The organism is Holdemania sp. 1001095H_141210_F2 (assembly GCF_015558105.1).
Taxonomy (GTDB): Bacteria; Bacillota_I; Bacilli_A; order Erysipelotrichales; family Erysipelotrichaceae; genus Holdemania.
On record NZ_JADNPO010000008.1, the window covers coordinates 41,860 to 55,371 of the forward strand.

The following is a 13,512-nucleotide window of genomic DNA, read 5'->3' on the forward strand; positions in this document are numbered from 1 at the left end:
GGCGATGAGTATTGGACTTTCGTTTGAGGCTCAGATTCAGGATGTAAGTGAAGTCCGGGAAGAAATTATGGACTTGGCGGAACAGTGGAACATCCCGGCTTTTCCGGATGAAAACAGCGTGAGCTTATCGTTCTGCCCGATTGGAATTCTGGAAATTCAATTCCAACAGGAAGAGATGAATCATTGGATCATGTCAGGTGAGTGCGTGACGACACCGGCCGGACCGGGGCTGCACAAAGCGGCCGCTGATTTTATTGAGACGCTGGCGGATCGGCTGAATCTTGAAATTCTGTTTGAGGATGAAGCGGAATATATGATCTACCATGATTTTAAGAAAATGGTAGAGGATCATTTTTATCCCTGGCTGGCAACGCTGACGACGATTCCGATTCATCAGATGGAAGACGATGAATATACCAGCCTGTGCTTATGCTGGGATCTGAATCAATATATGCCCCGGGAAATTCCTGGCACGATCATCACGCACATGGGTCGATTTTCAATTTCCGCATTGGCTGAGAAGCTGGAAGACGGCATCGAGTCATTCGCCGATCAGTTCTTTATCTGGAAGAATCCGATCAAGGACGCACTGTATTACCGGAACTGTGCGTTGAACCAGTTGTGGGAGCATTGTTATTTCGCGCCGTCTTCCCGCAGTGAGCTGGATCGGCAGACCAACGAATTTATCTTCTCCCATCTGGAACAGGCGCTGATGATGGACCGAACGCTGCCATTTCCGATTGAAGCGTACTACAAGCTTTGTCAGCTGGATGGCAAAGACCCGCTGGATCTGACAGGGGTTCCTGAGCTGTGCTATGAAACAAAGATCGGGTATCGCCGGGACCGGATCACGCAGGATTTCGGCAACGTCAAGTTTGTATTCCCTGGGAAATATAAATATGAATATAAGCAGACGGAACAAGGCCGGGGAATCAATTTATGGACAGATGGAAGCGACCCGCTCTGTCCGCTCTGGCAGATCATCGGGTTTTCCCGCAATCAGGGAGATGCGATTTTCTTTGAGCAAGGATTTGAGAAAGTCTCGGACATCGAGGAATTCCAGGCGGGTGAGGGCATCTGTCGGTATGGCTGGTATGCGTCCAAGGACGAACTTCAGCTTGCGGCCCAGATTATTTGCGGCGCACAGCTGACGTTGATCACCGTGACTCTTCCTGACGAAGGGCAGCGGGAAGGGGTACTTGAACTACTGCACGCTGTCCGGGCGCTGCTTCCAAAAGAGGAAGTTCGGCAACAGGCGACGTATACTTTGCGGCAATAGTTCTGTTTTCCTGGCGGATCATGTTTTCCTTGCTTACTAAGGCGGAAAAGATCTGGCTTGGCAAAAGGATTGCGTATACACAGATACGAATCTATAAGTTGTTAAAAAATAAAAATCAGATTTCCCATGTTAAAGAATGAGAGTGAATTTACTGTAAAAAAAGCGCAATATTTGCATTATTACTCCTGTGCTCCGTTCTGACAAGTTATATCTTCAGAGATATGGATTTTTTGGCGAACGTTTTTATAATACTGAATAGCTTGACATTTATAATGACTGTCCTATTTCTAGTCATTGAACATGTTCAGTATAGAAAATAAGCTGAACAAGGATAATCTACTTGGCAAAAATGGAAAACAACTGAATTTGTGGCAATGCTTCAAACTGAAGCGGACATTGCTTTGTACTAAAACCTGGGCGAACCAGGCTTTTTTCTGGTTTACTGTAAAAATTGTACCTGCTTCTTCGTGCGAAACAGTGCTTTTAATGAAGAAAGAAGAAAGAAATCCTGTTCGCGTTGGCAATTTACATCAAAAAAGGTTCAGGCATAAACGCCAAAACCTTCGATCTTCATTCTTTAAAAATGGATGATCTGAATTTCCTTTATCGAAACTTGACGGTGATCAACAAAGCCCGGTCGGCATCGACCTGTTCCGGGTGTTCTAAACTTTGCATCAGATCGTTGACCTCCATTGAAAGCTGTCCATCGCTGCCGCCATCTTTTTCAAGTATCAAAAGCAGCGGCACCGGTTGGTTCAACGGAACGTCGATGGTTTCATCCAGACGATCCGTTCCGCGTGCTCCCCAGTCTGAAGTGAAATAAGCACCGTCTTCGCCAATCGGGACGCCCGGGGAAGACACGCCGCCGCAAGACCAGGCAAAGCGGGACTGATCGGCTAAAACCTGAATCATCAGGATTTTATCGTCGTGTTCAAGCATCCCGCTGGTTCCGCCGCCGGCCTCCTCCTGCCATTGATGATCCGCGTTTAACGTCCAGCTCTGAACTTCCAGCCCATCGACGGTCTCGTTGAGGTGCAAATCAAAAAAGAAGGTGGAATCCCCTTGCGGCATTAAATCAAGCAGAGTCTGGGTATCTTCGGAAAGCGTGTGCGGCGACACGCTTAACGGCGCTGTGGCGGTTGGTGTGGATTGACAGGCAGTGAACAGGGCAACAAGGCTGGATAGCGCCAAAGCGCGGAACAGTTTATTTTTCATGATTGTTTTTTCCTTTTATTACGATCTATGCTGCATCTGAAAACAGACCTGCGTTTTTTACGGGAAAGACTGAAATTTGAAGACCAGAGACAAGTCCGAGAGGAATTGTTTAGTAAATTGAAGCGTGGGAAGATCGAAAGATTTCGGGAAAATTTCGATCATTTGCGGCGGACGGCTGTTCGCATGCCGCATTGTACCGCAGACAGGCGTCGATCAAATCATGGACCGAATCGACAGAATAAGAAACCTGAGCTTTGATCGCCGGGCGGGCTGAATTCATCGCGAAGCCATACGGAATGCTTTGCAGCATATCCAGATCGTTCTGTTCATCGCCGATGGCGGCGGCCTGTTTCCGATCCAGACCTAACCGATCCAGAATCTCCAATAAAGCAGCTCCCTTGCTGCAGCCTGCACAGCTCATTTCCACCAGATCCGGACCGCTGCTGGTCACAGCCAGCCGGCCTTGGAAATGTTTGCCGAAGTAATCCAGGAAAAATGGGAGCCTTGCCGGATCGGCCAGGATCATAAAAATCTTATTGGGATACGCGGTTTGCGGCTGGTTCAAATAATCGCGGACCTGCCGCAGGTAAAGATCTTCTGGGAATCGCTTTTGAATCAGGCTGTCAGCCTGATAGGTGATCCGCTCGGTGATGTCGATATCCAATACGAAATCCAGTTCATCGCGAAAGGGTTCGCACAAATCGCACAGCTCGTTCAGCTCCGGCGGCATGACTTCCCGGCTCCATAAAAGCTGGTCGTTCAGTATCACCTTGGCGCCGTTGCAGGCGATGATATCGCAGTCGACAGCGTAATCGCGGATGATTTCCTCACGCGTACATGCCCGTCTTCCCGTGGCGATCAAAAACCGATTGCCCGCATCCTTCCAGCGGATGATCGCATCCCGGTTGGCCGGCGTCATTTTCCCCAGTTCCTGCGCTCCATGATATAACGTGCCGTCCAGATCGCTGGCGATCAGCCGGATTGGTTTTCTGTCCTTCATCTGTGGTTTCTCCTTTCCTCTCTGAAAAAATCCGTTAAAAACAGGGTATCACAATCGCTGAAGAAAGGCAAACCGGATTCCCGATCCGCGGCAGTTTCTCCTTATTTAGTATAAGGAACAAAACAGATCTTTCACCGTTGCGATCAAAGTCCGGCCGCAAAGGAAAACCTTGTAGGAAATGGCTTTATGAAGCCAACCCGCGAAAGTCAGATCGAAATCAATCCGGCATCCGCAAAAGACAGATGCAGCGCTTCCTGCCGCCGCTTGATCAGACAGTTCAGTCGGAAAAGAATCCGAAAAGGAAGGCAGAACTTCTTCATCAAAGAAAACTCCTGATGTAAAAACTCATAACGTGTTTCAGAAGAAAGCAAAATCCCGGCGATGAAAAACGATGAAACATCAATTTCATGGGAAGAAGTGCTTTAGAACAGGAGAGAATTTTGCTATAATAACCCATGCGGAGGATGCAGTATGAAATGGGAAGAATTTATCGAAGCCTGTCGGCAAAAGAAAATCGAATGTTCCGCTCTTCAGCAGAATCAGTTTGTGCGGTATGCGCAGCTGCTGCGGGAATGGAATGAAAAAATAAATCTTACTGCCATCACGGAATGGGAGGAAGTGCTGGAAAAGCATTTCTATGATTCGCTGGTTCCGTTTGCCGGCATGGCGCTGGACGCTGTCCACCTGTGCGACGTCGGGGCGGGCGCGGGCTTTCCTTCCCTGCCGTTAAAAATTATGAATCCTCAAATGAAGATCACAATTTTAGAACCGCTGAACAAGCGGGTTGTTTTTCTCAAGGAAGTATGCCGCGAGCTTCAGCTGGACAATGTTGAATGTTTGAATGTCCGGGCTGAGGACTACGCGAAAGAACATCGCGAATCGTTTGATTTGGTCACGGCGCGGGCCGTCGCCAATCTGCGCGTGCTGTCGGAGCTGTGTCTGCCGTTAGTAAAAAAGAATGGAATCTTTGTCGCCATGAAGGGGGCCGCCGGATTTGAAGAACAAGCCGAGGCGGAAAAAGCGACGAAAATTCTGGGCGCGGAATTGGAAAAGGCCGAGGAAGTCCATCTGCAGGACGGCTCAGCGCGCGTCAATCTGACCTACCGCAAGGTCAGAACCACGCCGCCGCAGTATCCGCGCGCCTATGCGAAAATCAAAAAGAGTCCGTTGTAAAGGAGTGTTTTTATGAGAGAAGTTCGGGAAATATCAATCGAGCAGATTCATCCCAACCGTCACCAGCCGCGGCTGGAATTTAACGAAGACGCGCTGATGGAGCTGGCGCAGTCGATCCGGGAGAATGGGCTGATCCAGCCAATCACGGTTCGGGAAGACGAAGACGGGTATGAAATCATTGCCGGGGAACGCCGCTACAAAGCCTGCATTCTGGCCGGATACAGCGAAGTTCCATGCAATGTCATGAGCGCCGACGAACAAAAATTAGCGGAGCTGGCGTTAGTGGAAAACATTCAGCGCGAGAACCTGACTTCCATCGAAGAAGCCAAGGCGTACATCCAGATCATGCGCTCTGCCGGCATGACGCAGGAAGAACTGGCGTCCAAAATGGGAAAATCCCAGTCCACGATCGCAAACAAGGTGCGGTTATTGAATTTGCCGGATGAAATTCAGGAAGGTATCTCCTCCCGTAAGATTACGGAACGCCATGCGCGGGCGCTGCTTTCGGTGGAGCCGGAAAAGCAGCGGGAAGTCTATGAAAAAATCGTAAAGAAGGGCATGAACGTCCGTCAGACAGAACAGCTGATCACCAGCATGAAAGAAGCACCGCAGCCGAAAACTGAAGCGAAGAAACCGGTCTTCAAAGGATTTGCCCGCAATATTAAAATCGCGGTGAACACAATTTACCAGGCGGTGGAGATGGTTCGCCGCACCGGGATCGCGATTGAAACTGAGGAAGCAGAAACGGACAACGACGTCCGGATTATCATTAAGTTTCCCAATAAATAAGGAATAAACCCCATACTTTTAAGGAAGGTCCTGACAAAAACAGGCCAGAGGTCAACAGGCGATGGATAAAACAGATTGCCTGTAAGACAGGAAGGTTCGCCTACCTTGCTGGGGGACAATTATGCTCTGTGAATACCGAGTGAGGATTAAATCAAGATAAAAGGATGTGAAAAAATGGGAAAAATCATTGCCATCGCCAATCAGAAGGGCGGCGTCGGAAAAACGACGACGAGCATCAATCTCTCCGCCGGACTGGCCTATCTCGGCAAAAAAATATTACTGGTCGATTTTGACCCGCAGGGCAATGCGACACAGGGCGTCGGCGCGACCCGCCAGAGCTTTGTAAAAAGTATTTACGACGTCATTATGAGTGACGTGGAAGTGAAAGACGCTGTGAAAACCATGAAGATTCCGCCGCTGGATATCCTGCCGGCGACGATTGACCTGGCCGGGGCGGATCTGGAAATGGTTGAATACAAATACGGCCGCGAGAAGCTGCTGAAAAACAAACTGGTCGCCGTGAAGAACGATTACGATTACATCATCATCGACTGTCCGCCTTCGCTGGGATTGCTGAACACCAACGCCCTGACGGCCGCGGATTCGGTGATCATCCCGGTGCAATGTGAATACTATGCGCTGGAAGGCTTGACGCAGCTGTTGTCGACAATTCGTCTGGTACAGCGTCTTTTCAACAATAAACTGATGATCGAAGGCGTATTATTGACGATGTTTGATGCGCGGACCAAGCTGAGCGTCGAAGTCCAGCAGGAAGTCCGGCGGTATTTCAAGGAGCGGGTATATAAAACGTATATTCCGCGCAACGTCAAGCTGTCGGAAGCGCCTTCCCGCGGCGCCACGATTTTTGAATATGACGTAAAATCGGAAGGAGCCAAGGCCTACGCATCGTTAGCAAAGGAAGTCATTTCCTATAACGCAAAGGAGGCAAAAGCCAATGAAAAAGGATGAAGCCCGGCTGGGGAAAGGCCTGGGAGCCATTTTCGGCGAGGATTTAAGCAATGTGATCGAGGAGATCCAGCAGGGCGACGAAAGCCGTCAGAGCGAGATCAAGCTGTCGGAGATCCGGCCGAATCCCTACCAGCCGCGTAAAATATTCGACGACGAGAAGATCGGCGAGCTGGCTCAGTCAATCAAGGAGCATGGCGTCTTCACTCCGGTATTGCTGCGCAAATCGGTCAAAGGCTACGAGCTGATCGCCGGTGAACGCCGCGTCCGCGCCAGTAAGAAGGCAGGATTGAAGACGATTCCCGCGATCGTCATGGAGTTCACCGAAGAACAGATGATGGAAATCTCGCTGCTGGAAAACATCCAGCGCGAAGACCTGAACGCGATTGAAGAAGCTCAGGCATATCAGCGCCTGATCGAACGGCTGGACTACACGCAGGAAAAACTGGCCCAGCGCGTCGGGAAATCCCGCGAACACGTCACCAACACCCTGCGGCTGTTAAAGCTGCCGAAATCCGTCCAGCAGCTGGTCACGGAGAATAAATTGTCAATGGGGCATGTGCGCCCGTTAGTCACGATTGAGGATGAGGGCGAAGCCTATGATCTGGCGATGAAGATCGCCGAGGAAGGTCTGTCTGTGCGCGAGGTGGAACGGCTGGTCAAGGAACGGCAGGAAAAACCGAAACCGAAGGCCGCCAAAAAGGCGGAAGACCCGAATCTGCTGTATGTTGAGGAAGTCATGCAGAACAAGCTGCAGACCCGCGTCAAGGTCGATAAGAAACAGATCGTGATTCAGTATTCCGGTACGCAGGATTTGAACCGGATTCTGGAATTGATTCATTGTCTGGAAGAAACTGAATCGTAAACTGAAAATCAAAAAGGCATATCCAAGCGTCGAACGTCAGACGGGGATATGCCTTTTTTCAATGTTCATGGATTGTTTTTAACCATGCAAGCTTGTCTGCGCAAGGCAATCAGAAGCTTGCGGCCGGTCTTTTAAAGCAAGCTGGCGCTTTGCGATCCATTATTGCGAAGCAGGATGACCGCTGAAAATCTTCTGCCCCGGAAGCATTTCCAGTCCCTTTGCTTCCATCAGTTCCTGAACGGTGACAAGCTGATAACCCATCGCGGTCAACTGCGGGATAATCGCTGCGGCGGCGTCCGCAGATTCCGCGTGGATGTCATGCATCAGAATGATATCGCCGTCTTCCACGTTTTCAAGGACATGGCTGATCGTTTTCTGTGCATCGCGGGTTTTCCAGTCCAGCGTGTCCATGCTCCACAAGATCAGCGGCAAAGCGGAAGCCTCTTTGACTTGTTCGCTGACAGCGCCGTAGGGCGGACGCAGCGTTTTGACCTGTATCTGGCGGCCGGTTAACTCGCTGACCAGTTCGCTGACGCGGTTTAGCTGATAGTTCAGGCGATCGTTGGACAGTTTTGTCAGATTCGGATGACTGTAAGTATGCGACGCGATTTCACTGCCGCTCTCCGCAACCGCTTTGACAACGTCCGGATAAAGCTCGACGTTGGTCCCGACCATGAAAAATGTACATGCCCCGTCGCTGGCTCGCAAAGCTTCCAGAATCCGCGGCGTATTCTTGGGGTGCGGACCATCGTCGAAGGTGAGCGCCACCATCGGCCGGTCAGGATCGACAGTTCTTGGAGGAATGAAGAGATTCCCGCTGTCTTCCGCAGGTTTTAACAGAAAATGAGAACCCAGCTGCGCCCGGTCCAGCGACCATTGCAGCGGACTTTCTGGGTCCAGATGGATTGATTCCTGTTCCGAGGTTTCCTGTTTGCTTTTATCCAATTTACTTTCTGCGTCAATATTGACTTCGTCGTGGCTTGTTTCTTCTTCCCGTTCAGCCTCGCCGTTTTCCTTTAACGTCTCTGTGGGGACGGGAAGATCAAAGAGGAATGTCAGTTGATCTCCCTCAGAATAAAACCGGGAGAAATTCTCTGCCGTAGGGGCGCTGGCCTGAATAAACGGCAGCGTGTATGCGAGGGAGCGGGTAGCCTCCTGATTTTTCATCGCATCCCGGAAAAGCGCGGAGATCCGCTCCAGCCCGGTTTGATCGAAAGCCTGTTCTGCGCCGATCAATTCCCCTGTCTGTTGATCAAGCATGTAACCCCAGTGTTCTTCCTCGATATGATCGCCGACTTTTTTCTGAATTAAATAGACAACCGACATGGTGTTCTGCGCCAAAGCTTCAGTATGATAATCCGCTTTGATCAGGATCGGTTTTGGATCTTCCTGACTGGCAGCCGGCCACTCGGCGTATGCCGTTGACAACGCGCTCATCAACAAGCCAGCCTGCTGCCGGGCTGTGGCTTGGACAGCCTGCGGTTCCTGCGGATAGAAAACGACAATTTCTGCCGCGTCTTGTTTTTCATGCAGCGCCTGATCCAACTGCCGGTCTTCTGCTTCCAGAAAGCTGGGGCGCGTGGTTTCTGACCAGCCTTGTGTGCTCAGAAACAGGGATCCGGCCACTGCTGCGCCGATTCCTGCCATGCTGAACAACAGGATTGGCAGGCGGGAACTCCGGTGCTGTCGCTTCGTGTTTTTAGCTTCGATTTTCAATCACGATTCCTCCTTTCTCCTTTTTATTGTTGCCGAATTTTGTCGAATCATGAAAAAAGCAGAGATAAGCCGGGCGTAAATCAGAGGAAAGTTTTCATTTTCAGCGAGTTTTCACAAATTTCAGAAAGCATCGCGGATAAATCGAAGAACTGTCTTTATATTGCGGACAAATTTAAAAAAGTGTCTTGCATTTCATTGGAAACTAAGGCACTATAAAATCAAAGAGACCGCTTACAAGAATGAAGGAGGAACAAGATGAGCGAAGGAAAATGGATGTGGGCTTTAGTGAAGGATAAGGCAGACGTCGGCTTAACGCTGAAACAGGTACCAATTCCGAAATGCGGCAAAAATGACGTGAAGATCAAAATCCGCAAGACGTCGATCTGCGGCACCGACGTGCATATTTATAACTGGAACGAATGGGCACAGCATACGATTCCGATCGGCTTGACCGCCGGGCATGAGTATGTCGGGGAAATCGTCGAGGTTGGCGAAAATGTCGAGGGCTTTCAGGTTGGCGACCTTGTCAGCGGGGAAGGGCATATCACCTGCGGCCATTGCCGGAACTGCCTGGCGGGACAGCCGCATTTATGCCGCAACACCCAGGGCGTCGGCGTCAACCGCAACGGTGCGTTCGCGCAGTACCTCGTGATTCCGGCGAAAAACGCGTGGCATTGCGATCCGTCGATCCGCGAGGAATTATATTCATGCTTCGATCCGTTAGGCAACGCGGTGCATACAGCACTGCAGTTCAATATGATCGGCGAGGATGTGCTGATCACCGGCGCCGGGCCAATCGGATGCATGGCGGCGGCGATCTCCCGCCATGTCGGAGCGCGGCATGTGGTCGTGACCGATGTCAACGAATACCGCCTGAACCTGGCCAGGACGCTCGGAGCGACCCGCACGGTCAACGTCGCTCAGGAGAAGCTGCCGGAGGTGATGCGTGAACTGGGCATGAAGGAAGGCTTCGACGTCGGTCTGGAGATGAGCGGCGCGCAGTCCGGCTTCAACGACATGATCGACAACATGAAAAACGGCGGCAAGATCGCGCTGTTGGGCTTACAGAAAGCGGACGCCCGGATCAACTGGGAAAAAGTCATTTTCAACGGGCTGACGATCAAGGGCATCTATGGCCGGGAGATGTGGGAAACCTGGTATAAGATGTCGACGATGCTGCAGAGCGGCTTGAACATCGACGCTGTGATCACTCATCGGTTCGATATTCAGGATTATGAAAAAGGATTCGCGGCGATGAACTCCGGACAATCCGGCAAAGTGGTGCTGGACTGGAGTTCGCTGCAGAAGGAGGAAAAAGAATGAATAAGATTGAAGCGCTGCACTATTACGCTCAGGAAGTTAAAGACATTAAAGAAGCCGGTTTGTTCAAAGGTGAAAGTCCGATCGTCACACCCCAATCCGCGCATGTGAGACTGGAAGATGGCCGTGAGGTCATCAACATGTGCGCGAACAACTATCTCGGTCTGGGCAACGATCCGCGTCTGATTCAGGCGGCACAGAAATCGTATGAGGAAAAGGGTTACGGTCTGGCTTCCGTGCGGTTTATCTGCGGTACGCAGGACAGCCACAAACAGCTGGAAGCGGCGATTTCGCACTTTCTGGGCATGGACGATACGATCCTGTATTCCTCCTGCTTCGATGCCAACGGCGGTCTGTTCGAGACAATTCTGGGACCGGAGGACGCTGTGATCAGCGATGAGCTGAATCATGCCAGCATCATCGACGGCGTGCGCTTATGCAAAGCCAAGCGTTTCCGTTATAAAAACAATGACATGGCCGATCTGCGGCTGCAGCTGATCGCTGCGGAGGAAGCCGGAGCACGGATTAAGCTGATCGCCACCGACGGTGTGTTCTCAATGGACGGCATCATCGCCGATCTGAAATCCATCTGCGATCTGGCCGACGAATTTCATGCGCTGGTCATGGTCGACGACAGTCATTCCGCCGGCTTTGTCGGAAAGCATGGCCGGGGAACGGCGGAATACTGCGGCGTGGAAGGGCGTGTGGACATCATCACCGGCACGCTGGGCAAGGCGTTAGGCGGGGCTTCCGGCGGCTTTACGGCGGCGCGTCAGGAAATTGTCGATCTGCTTCGTCAGCGCAGCCGTCCGTATCTGTTCTCCAACACCTTGGCGCCGGCCATCGTCGCCGCTTCGCTGGAAGTCTTCAAGATTCTGGAAGCCGATACCTCGCTGCGCGATCATCTTGAAGACATCACCGCTTATTACCGTCAGAAAATGACGGACTCCGGATTCGATATCATCCCGAGCGTGCATCCAATCGTGCCGGTTATGCTTTATGATGAAAAGACCGCCGGGGAAATGGCCAGACGGATGATGGACAAAGGCATCTACGTCGTCGCCTTCTCCTATCCGGTCGTCCCGAAGGGGAAAGCCCGGATCCGCACGCAGGTCAGCGCCGCGCATACCCGCGAAGACATCGACACGATTGTCCGCTGCTTCTGCGAAGTCCGCGAAGAAATGCGAAAATAAAGCAAAAAAGACCCGTTTTCGAGCAGAAAGCGGGTTTCTTTTCATTTCCAAAAACTTTTCAGTTCCTGAAAATGATTCCAGAAAGATCAAGAAAGCCTCAGAGTGAAGCCATGATCTGGATATATTGTGTTTATTTTGTGAAATCTTTGTGATTATATTTACTTGACGGATGAAGAGATTTCTGTAAAATAGGGGTTGTAGAGGAGATCTACATAGGAGGAAACATGAACAACAAATTTGTGAAGGTCGGTCTTGCGGGTTTATTAGCGGCAAGCATGACTGCTTGCTCAAATACGCCTGCGGAACCAAGTCAGGAAAAAACTCCTGACACGGCAAACTCCGGCGTCTATGACGTCAAGGGTACAGGTTATGGCGGAGAGATGAATCTGAAAGTCACGATCGCCGATCAGAAGATTACGGACATCGAGCTGGTGGACAGCCACGAAACCAATGTCGTCATTGATCGCGCGTTCCCGGTGATTAAAGAGAGAATTCTGGAAGCCAACTCGCCGGTCGTTGACAGCGTGACGGCTGCGACATTCTCGTCGTTTGGCGTGAAGGCTGCGGTTGCGGATGCGATGAAGCAGGCGGGCATGGATGTGGAAGACATCACAATGACCACGCAGGGACCGGAAAAACCAGCGTCTCAGCGTGAAGCGGAAACCTGCGATATCGTCGTTGTCGGCGGCGGTCCTTCGGGATTAGCGGCAGCCATCGGCGCGAAGCAGACCAATGCGAACGCCAACGTGATTCTGGTTGAAAAACTGGATATCCTGAGCGGCAACGGCAAATTCGATATGAACTTCTTCGATATCATCAATACCGAAGCTCAGAAAAAAGCGGGCAATGAGGAATGGACGGTCAATCAGGTCGAAAACTTCATTGAAAGCAAGTCGAAATCCGGCGAAAGCGCCGAACGCATCGAAGTCTGGGCCAACCAGGAAAACGAACTGGATGCCTGGCTGCGCGCGATGGGCGTCGAGCTGAACTACAACTATGGTGGAACCAACCACATGGCGGAAGACAACCAGTATTCCGGCGAAGTCATTCAGGCAGGTCTGGAAAAGACGGCGAAGGACCTGGGCGTCGATATCCGCACCGGCACTAAGGGTGAAGATCTGATTCTGGACGGCAAGGACGTCATCGGCGTGAAAGTCACAAACAACGATAACGAATCGTATGACATCAATGCGCAGGCAGTCATCATCGCGACCGGCGGCTTCTGCAGCAACAAGGAGCTGTTAGCCGAATATGCTCCGGGCTACGAAGTCATGAATACGTCGAACCAGATGGGCACGACGGGCGACTTTGTCAAAGTCTTTGAAAAGAACGGCTTCCAGATGGAAAACATGGGCAAGATGAGCGTGTTCTCCAACATCATCGTTCCACGCCGGGATCTGACAGGCGGTGCGGACATGAATCTGTTAGTCAACAAAGCCGGCGAACTGCTGAACGACAACAACGGCGGACTGGATCGCGCAGCGATGGTTCAGGGTCAGTTGGATGGCGCGGCTTTCTATATCACAGATAAGACGGGCTACGATTCATTCTATCGGATCCGCAAGCATGTCGGTCTGGGCTACTATGCGGAAGGCAAGACGATTGAAGAACTGGCGGAAGCGCTGGGTGTTGATGCGGCTGGGTTGAAGGCCAGCATTGAACAGTACAACGCAGATGCGGAAGCGGGCGCAGAAAACGCGGTCTTGGGCGAAGTTCCTTCCCGTGCATTGGATGCGGAAGGTCCGTACTACGGCGTTCGCGTCGAACCGGCAAATCACATGACCAAGGGCGGCGTTGTCGCTAACGAAAAAGCACAGGTTCTCTACGAAGACGGCACTGTCGTCAAGGGTCTGTACGCTTCTGGAGAAGTGACATGGCAGTCCGGCGGTTATTCCCAGTCGGTTGTCTTTGGTAAGGTCGCGGGCGAAAACGCTGCGGCAGAACTGAAATAAATCTGAACTTAAGACGTTGTTTAAGGTTCTCACCCGATTTGGGG

11 protein-coding genes are annotated in these 13,512 nt (G+C 51.3%); 8 read left to right on the top strand and 3 right to left on the bottom strand.

The features are described 5' to 3' along the window. The first annotated feature begins 4 nt into the window (after positions 1-4). Positions 5-1,279 carry a hypothetical protein gene (locus I2G61_RS06990; RefSeq protein WP_072685148.1) on the top strand — a complete coding sequence of 425 codons (1,275 nt, stop codon included), beginning with the start codon at positions 5-7 and terminating at the stop codon, positions 1,277-1,279. 603 nt (positions 1,280-1,882) lie between these two features. Here the strand turns inward: I2G61_RS06990 and I2G61_RS06995 are convergent. Next, entirely contained in the window at positions 1,883-2,494 is a 612-nt protein-coding gene (locus I2G61_RS06995; protein WP_072685147.1) for a hypothetical protein, read from the bottom strand. Between the two features lie 109 nt (positions 2,495-2,603). Next, positions 2,604-3,494, bottom strand: coding sequence for an HAD-IIB family hydrolase (locus I2G61_RS07000; RefSeq protein ID WP_072685146.1), 891 nt, complete (start codon positions 3,492-3,494; stop codon positions 2,604-2,606). Positions 3,495-3,965: 471 nt separating this feature from the next. Between I2G61_RS07000 and rsmG the strand changes: the two genes are divergently transcribed. From rsmG to I2G61_RS07020, 4 genes are all read left to right on the top strand, one after another. Beyond that, complete coding sequence (rsmG, locus tag I2G61_RS07005) at positions 3,966-4,667, top strand: 16S rRNA (guanine(527)-N(7))-methyltransferase RsmG (protein ID WP_195548070.1); 702 nt, start codon at positions 3,966-3,968, stop codon at positions 4,665-4,667. Positions 4,668-4,679: 12 nt separating this feature from the next. Continuing rightward, positions 4,680-5,456 carry a nucleoid occlusion protein gene (noc, locus tag I2G61_RS07010; RefSeq protein WP_072685144.1) on the top strand — a complete coding sequence of 259 codons (777 nt, stop codon included), beginning with the start codon at positions 4,680-4,682 and terminating at the stop codon, positions 5,454-5,456. 174 nt (positions 5,457-5,630) lie between these two features. Next, positions 5,631-6,425: a ParA family protein gene (locus I2G61_RS07015; protein ID WP_072685143.1), complete on the top strand. Its 795-nt coding sequence runs from the start codon at positions 5,631-5,633 to the stop codon at positions 6,423-6,425. Next, the gene (locus I2G61_RS07020) at positions 6,412-7,287 is read left to right on the top strand and encodes a ParB/RepB/Spo0J family partition protein (protein WP_195548071.1); all 876 of its coding nucleotides are present in this window, start codon (positions 6,412-6,414) and stop codon (positions 7,285-7,287) included. Before I2G61_RS07015 ends, I2G61_RS07020 begins: the two co-directional genes overlap by 14 nt. A gap of 159 nt (positions 7,288-7,446) precedes the next feature. On the opposite strand, the gene I2G61_RS07025 is transcribed toward I2G61_RS07020, so the two are convergent. Further along, positions 7,447-9,003: a polysaccharide deacetylase family protein gene (locus I2G61_RS07025; protein ID WP_195548072.1), complete on the bottom strand. Its 1,557-nt coding sequence runs from the start codon at positions 9,001-9,003 to the stop codon at positions 7,447-7,449. A gap of 273 nt (positions 9,004-9,276) precedes the next feature. Here I2G61_RS07025 and tdh point away from each other — a divergent pair, with 273 nt between their 5' ends. The 3 genes from tdh (at position 9,277) to I2G61_RS07040 (ending at position 13,468) form a co-directional block, all read left to right on the top strand. Continuing rightward, complete coding sequence (gene tdh, locus I2G61_RS07030) at positions 9,277-10,326, top strand: L-threonine 3-dehydrogenase (protein WP_369802557.1); 1,050 nt, start codon at positions 9,277-9,279, stop codon at positions 10,324-10,326. Next, a complete protein-coding gene (locus I2G61_RS07035) occupies positions 10,323-11,516 on the top strand; it encodes a glycine C-acetyltransferase (protein WP_072685139.1) in 1,194 nt (397 codons plus the stop codon). Before tdh ends, I2G61_RS07035 begins: the two co-directional genes overlap by 4 nt. A gap of 224 nt (positions 11,517-11,740) precedes the next feature. After that, positions 11,741-13,468: an FAD-binding protein gene (locus I2G61_RS07040; protein WP_072685138.1), complete on the top strand. Its 1,728-nt coding sequence runs from the start codon at positions 11,741-11,743 to the stop codon at positions 13,466-13,468. The last annotated feature ends 44 nt before the right edge of the window (positions 13,469-13,512 follow it).

Coding starts and splice junctions, on each gene's coding strand:
- I2G61_RS06990 (WP_072685148.1), top strand. CDS start 5: ATGAGTATTGGACTTTCGTTTGAGGCTCAGATTCAGGATGTAAGTGAA.
- I2G61_RS06995 (WP_072685147.1), bottom strand. CDS start 2,494: ATGAAAAATAAACTGTTCCGCGCTTTGGCGCTATCCAGCCTTGTTGCC.
- I2G61_RS07000 (WP_072685146.1), bottom strand. CDS start 3,494: ATGAAGGACAGAAAACCAATCCGGCTGATCGCCAGCGATCTGGACGGC.
- rsmG (WP_195548070.1), top strand. CDS start 3,966: ATGAAATGGGAAGAATTTATCGAAGCCTGTCGGCAAAAGAAAATCGAA.
- noc (WP_072685144.1), top strand. CDS start 4,680: ATGAGAGAAGTTCGGGAAATATCAATCGAGCAGATTCATCCCAACCGT.
- I2G61_RS07015 (WP_072685143.1), top strand. CDS start 5,631: ATGGGAAAAATCATTGCCATCGCCAATCAGAAGGGCGGCGTCGGAAAA.
- I2G61_RS07020 (WP_195548071.1), top strand. CDS start 6,412: ATGAAAAAGGATGAAGCCCGGCTGGGGAAAGGCCTGGGAGCCATTTTC.
- tdh (WP_369802557.1), top strand. CDS start 9,277: ATGTGGGCTTTAGTGAAGGATAAGGCAGACGTCGGCTTAACGCTGAAA.
- I2G61_RS07035 (WP_072685139.1), top strand. CDS start 10,323: ATGAATAAGATTGAAGCGCTGCACTATTACGCTCAGGAAGTTAAAGAC.
- I2G61_RS07040 (WP_072685138.1), top strand. CDS start 11,741: ATGAACAACAAATTTGTGAAGGTCGGTCTTGCGGGTTTATTAGCGGCA.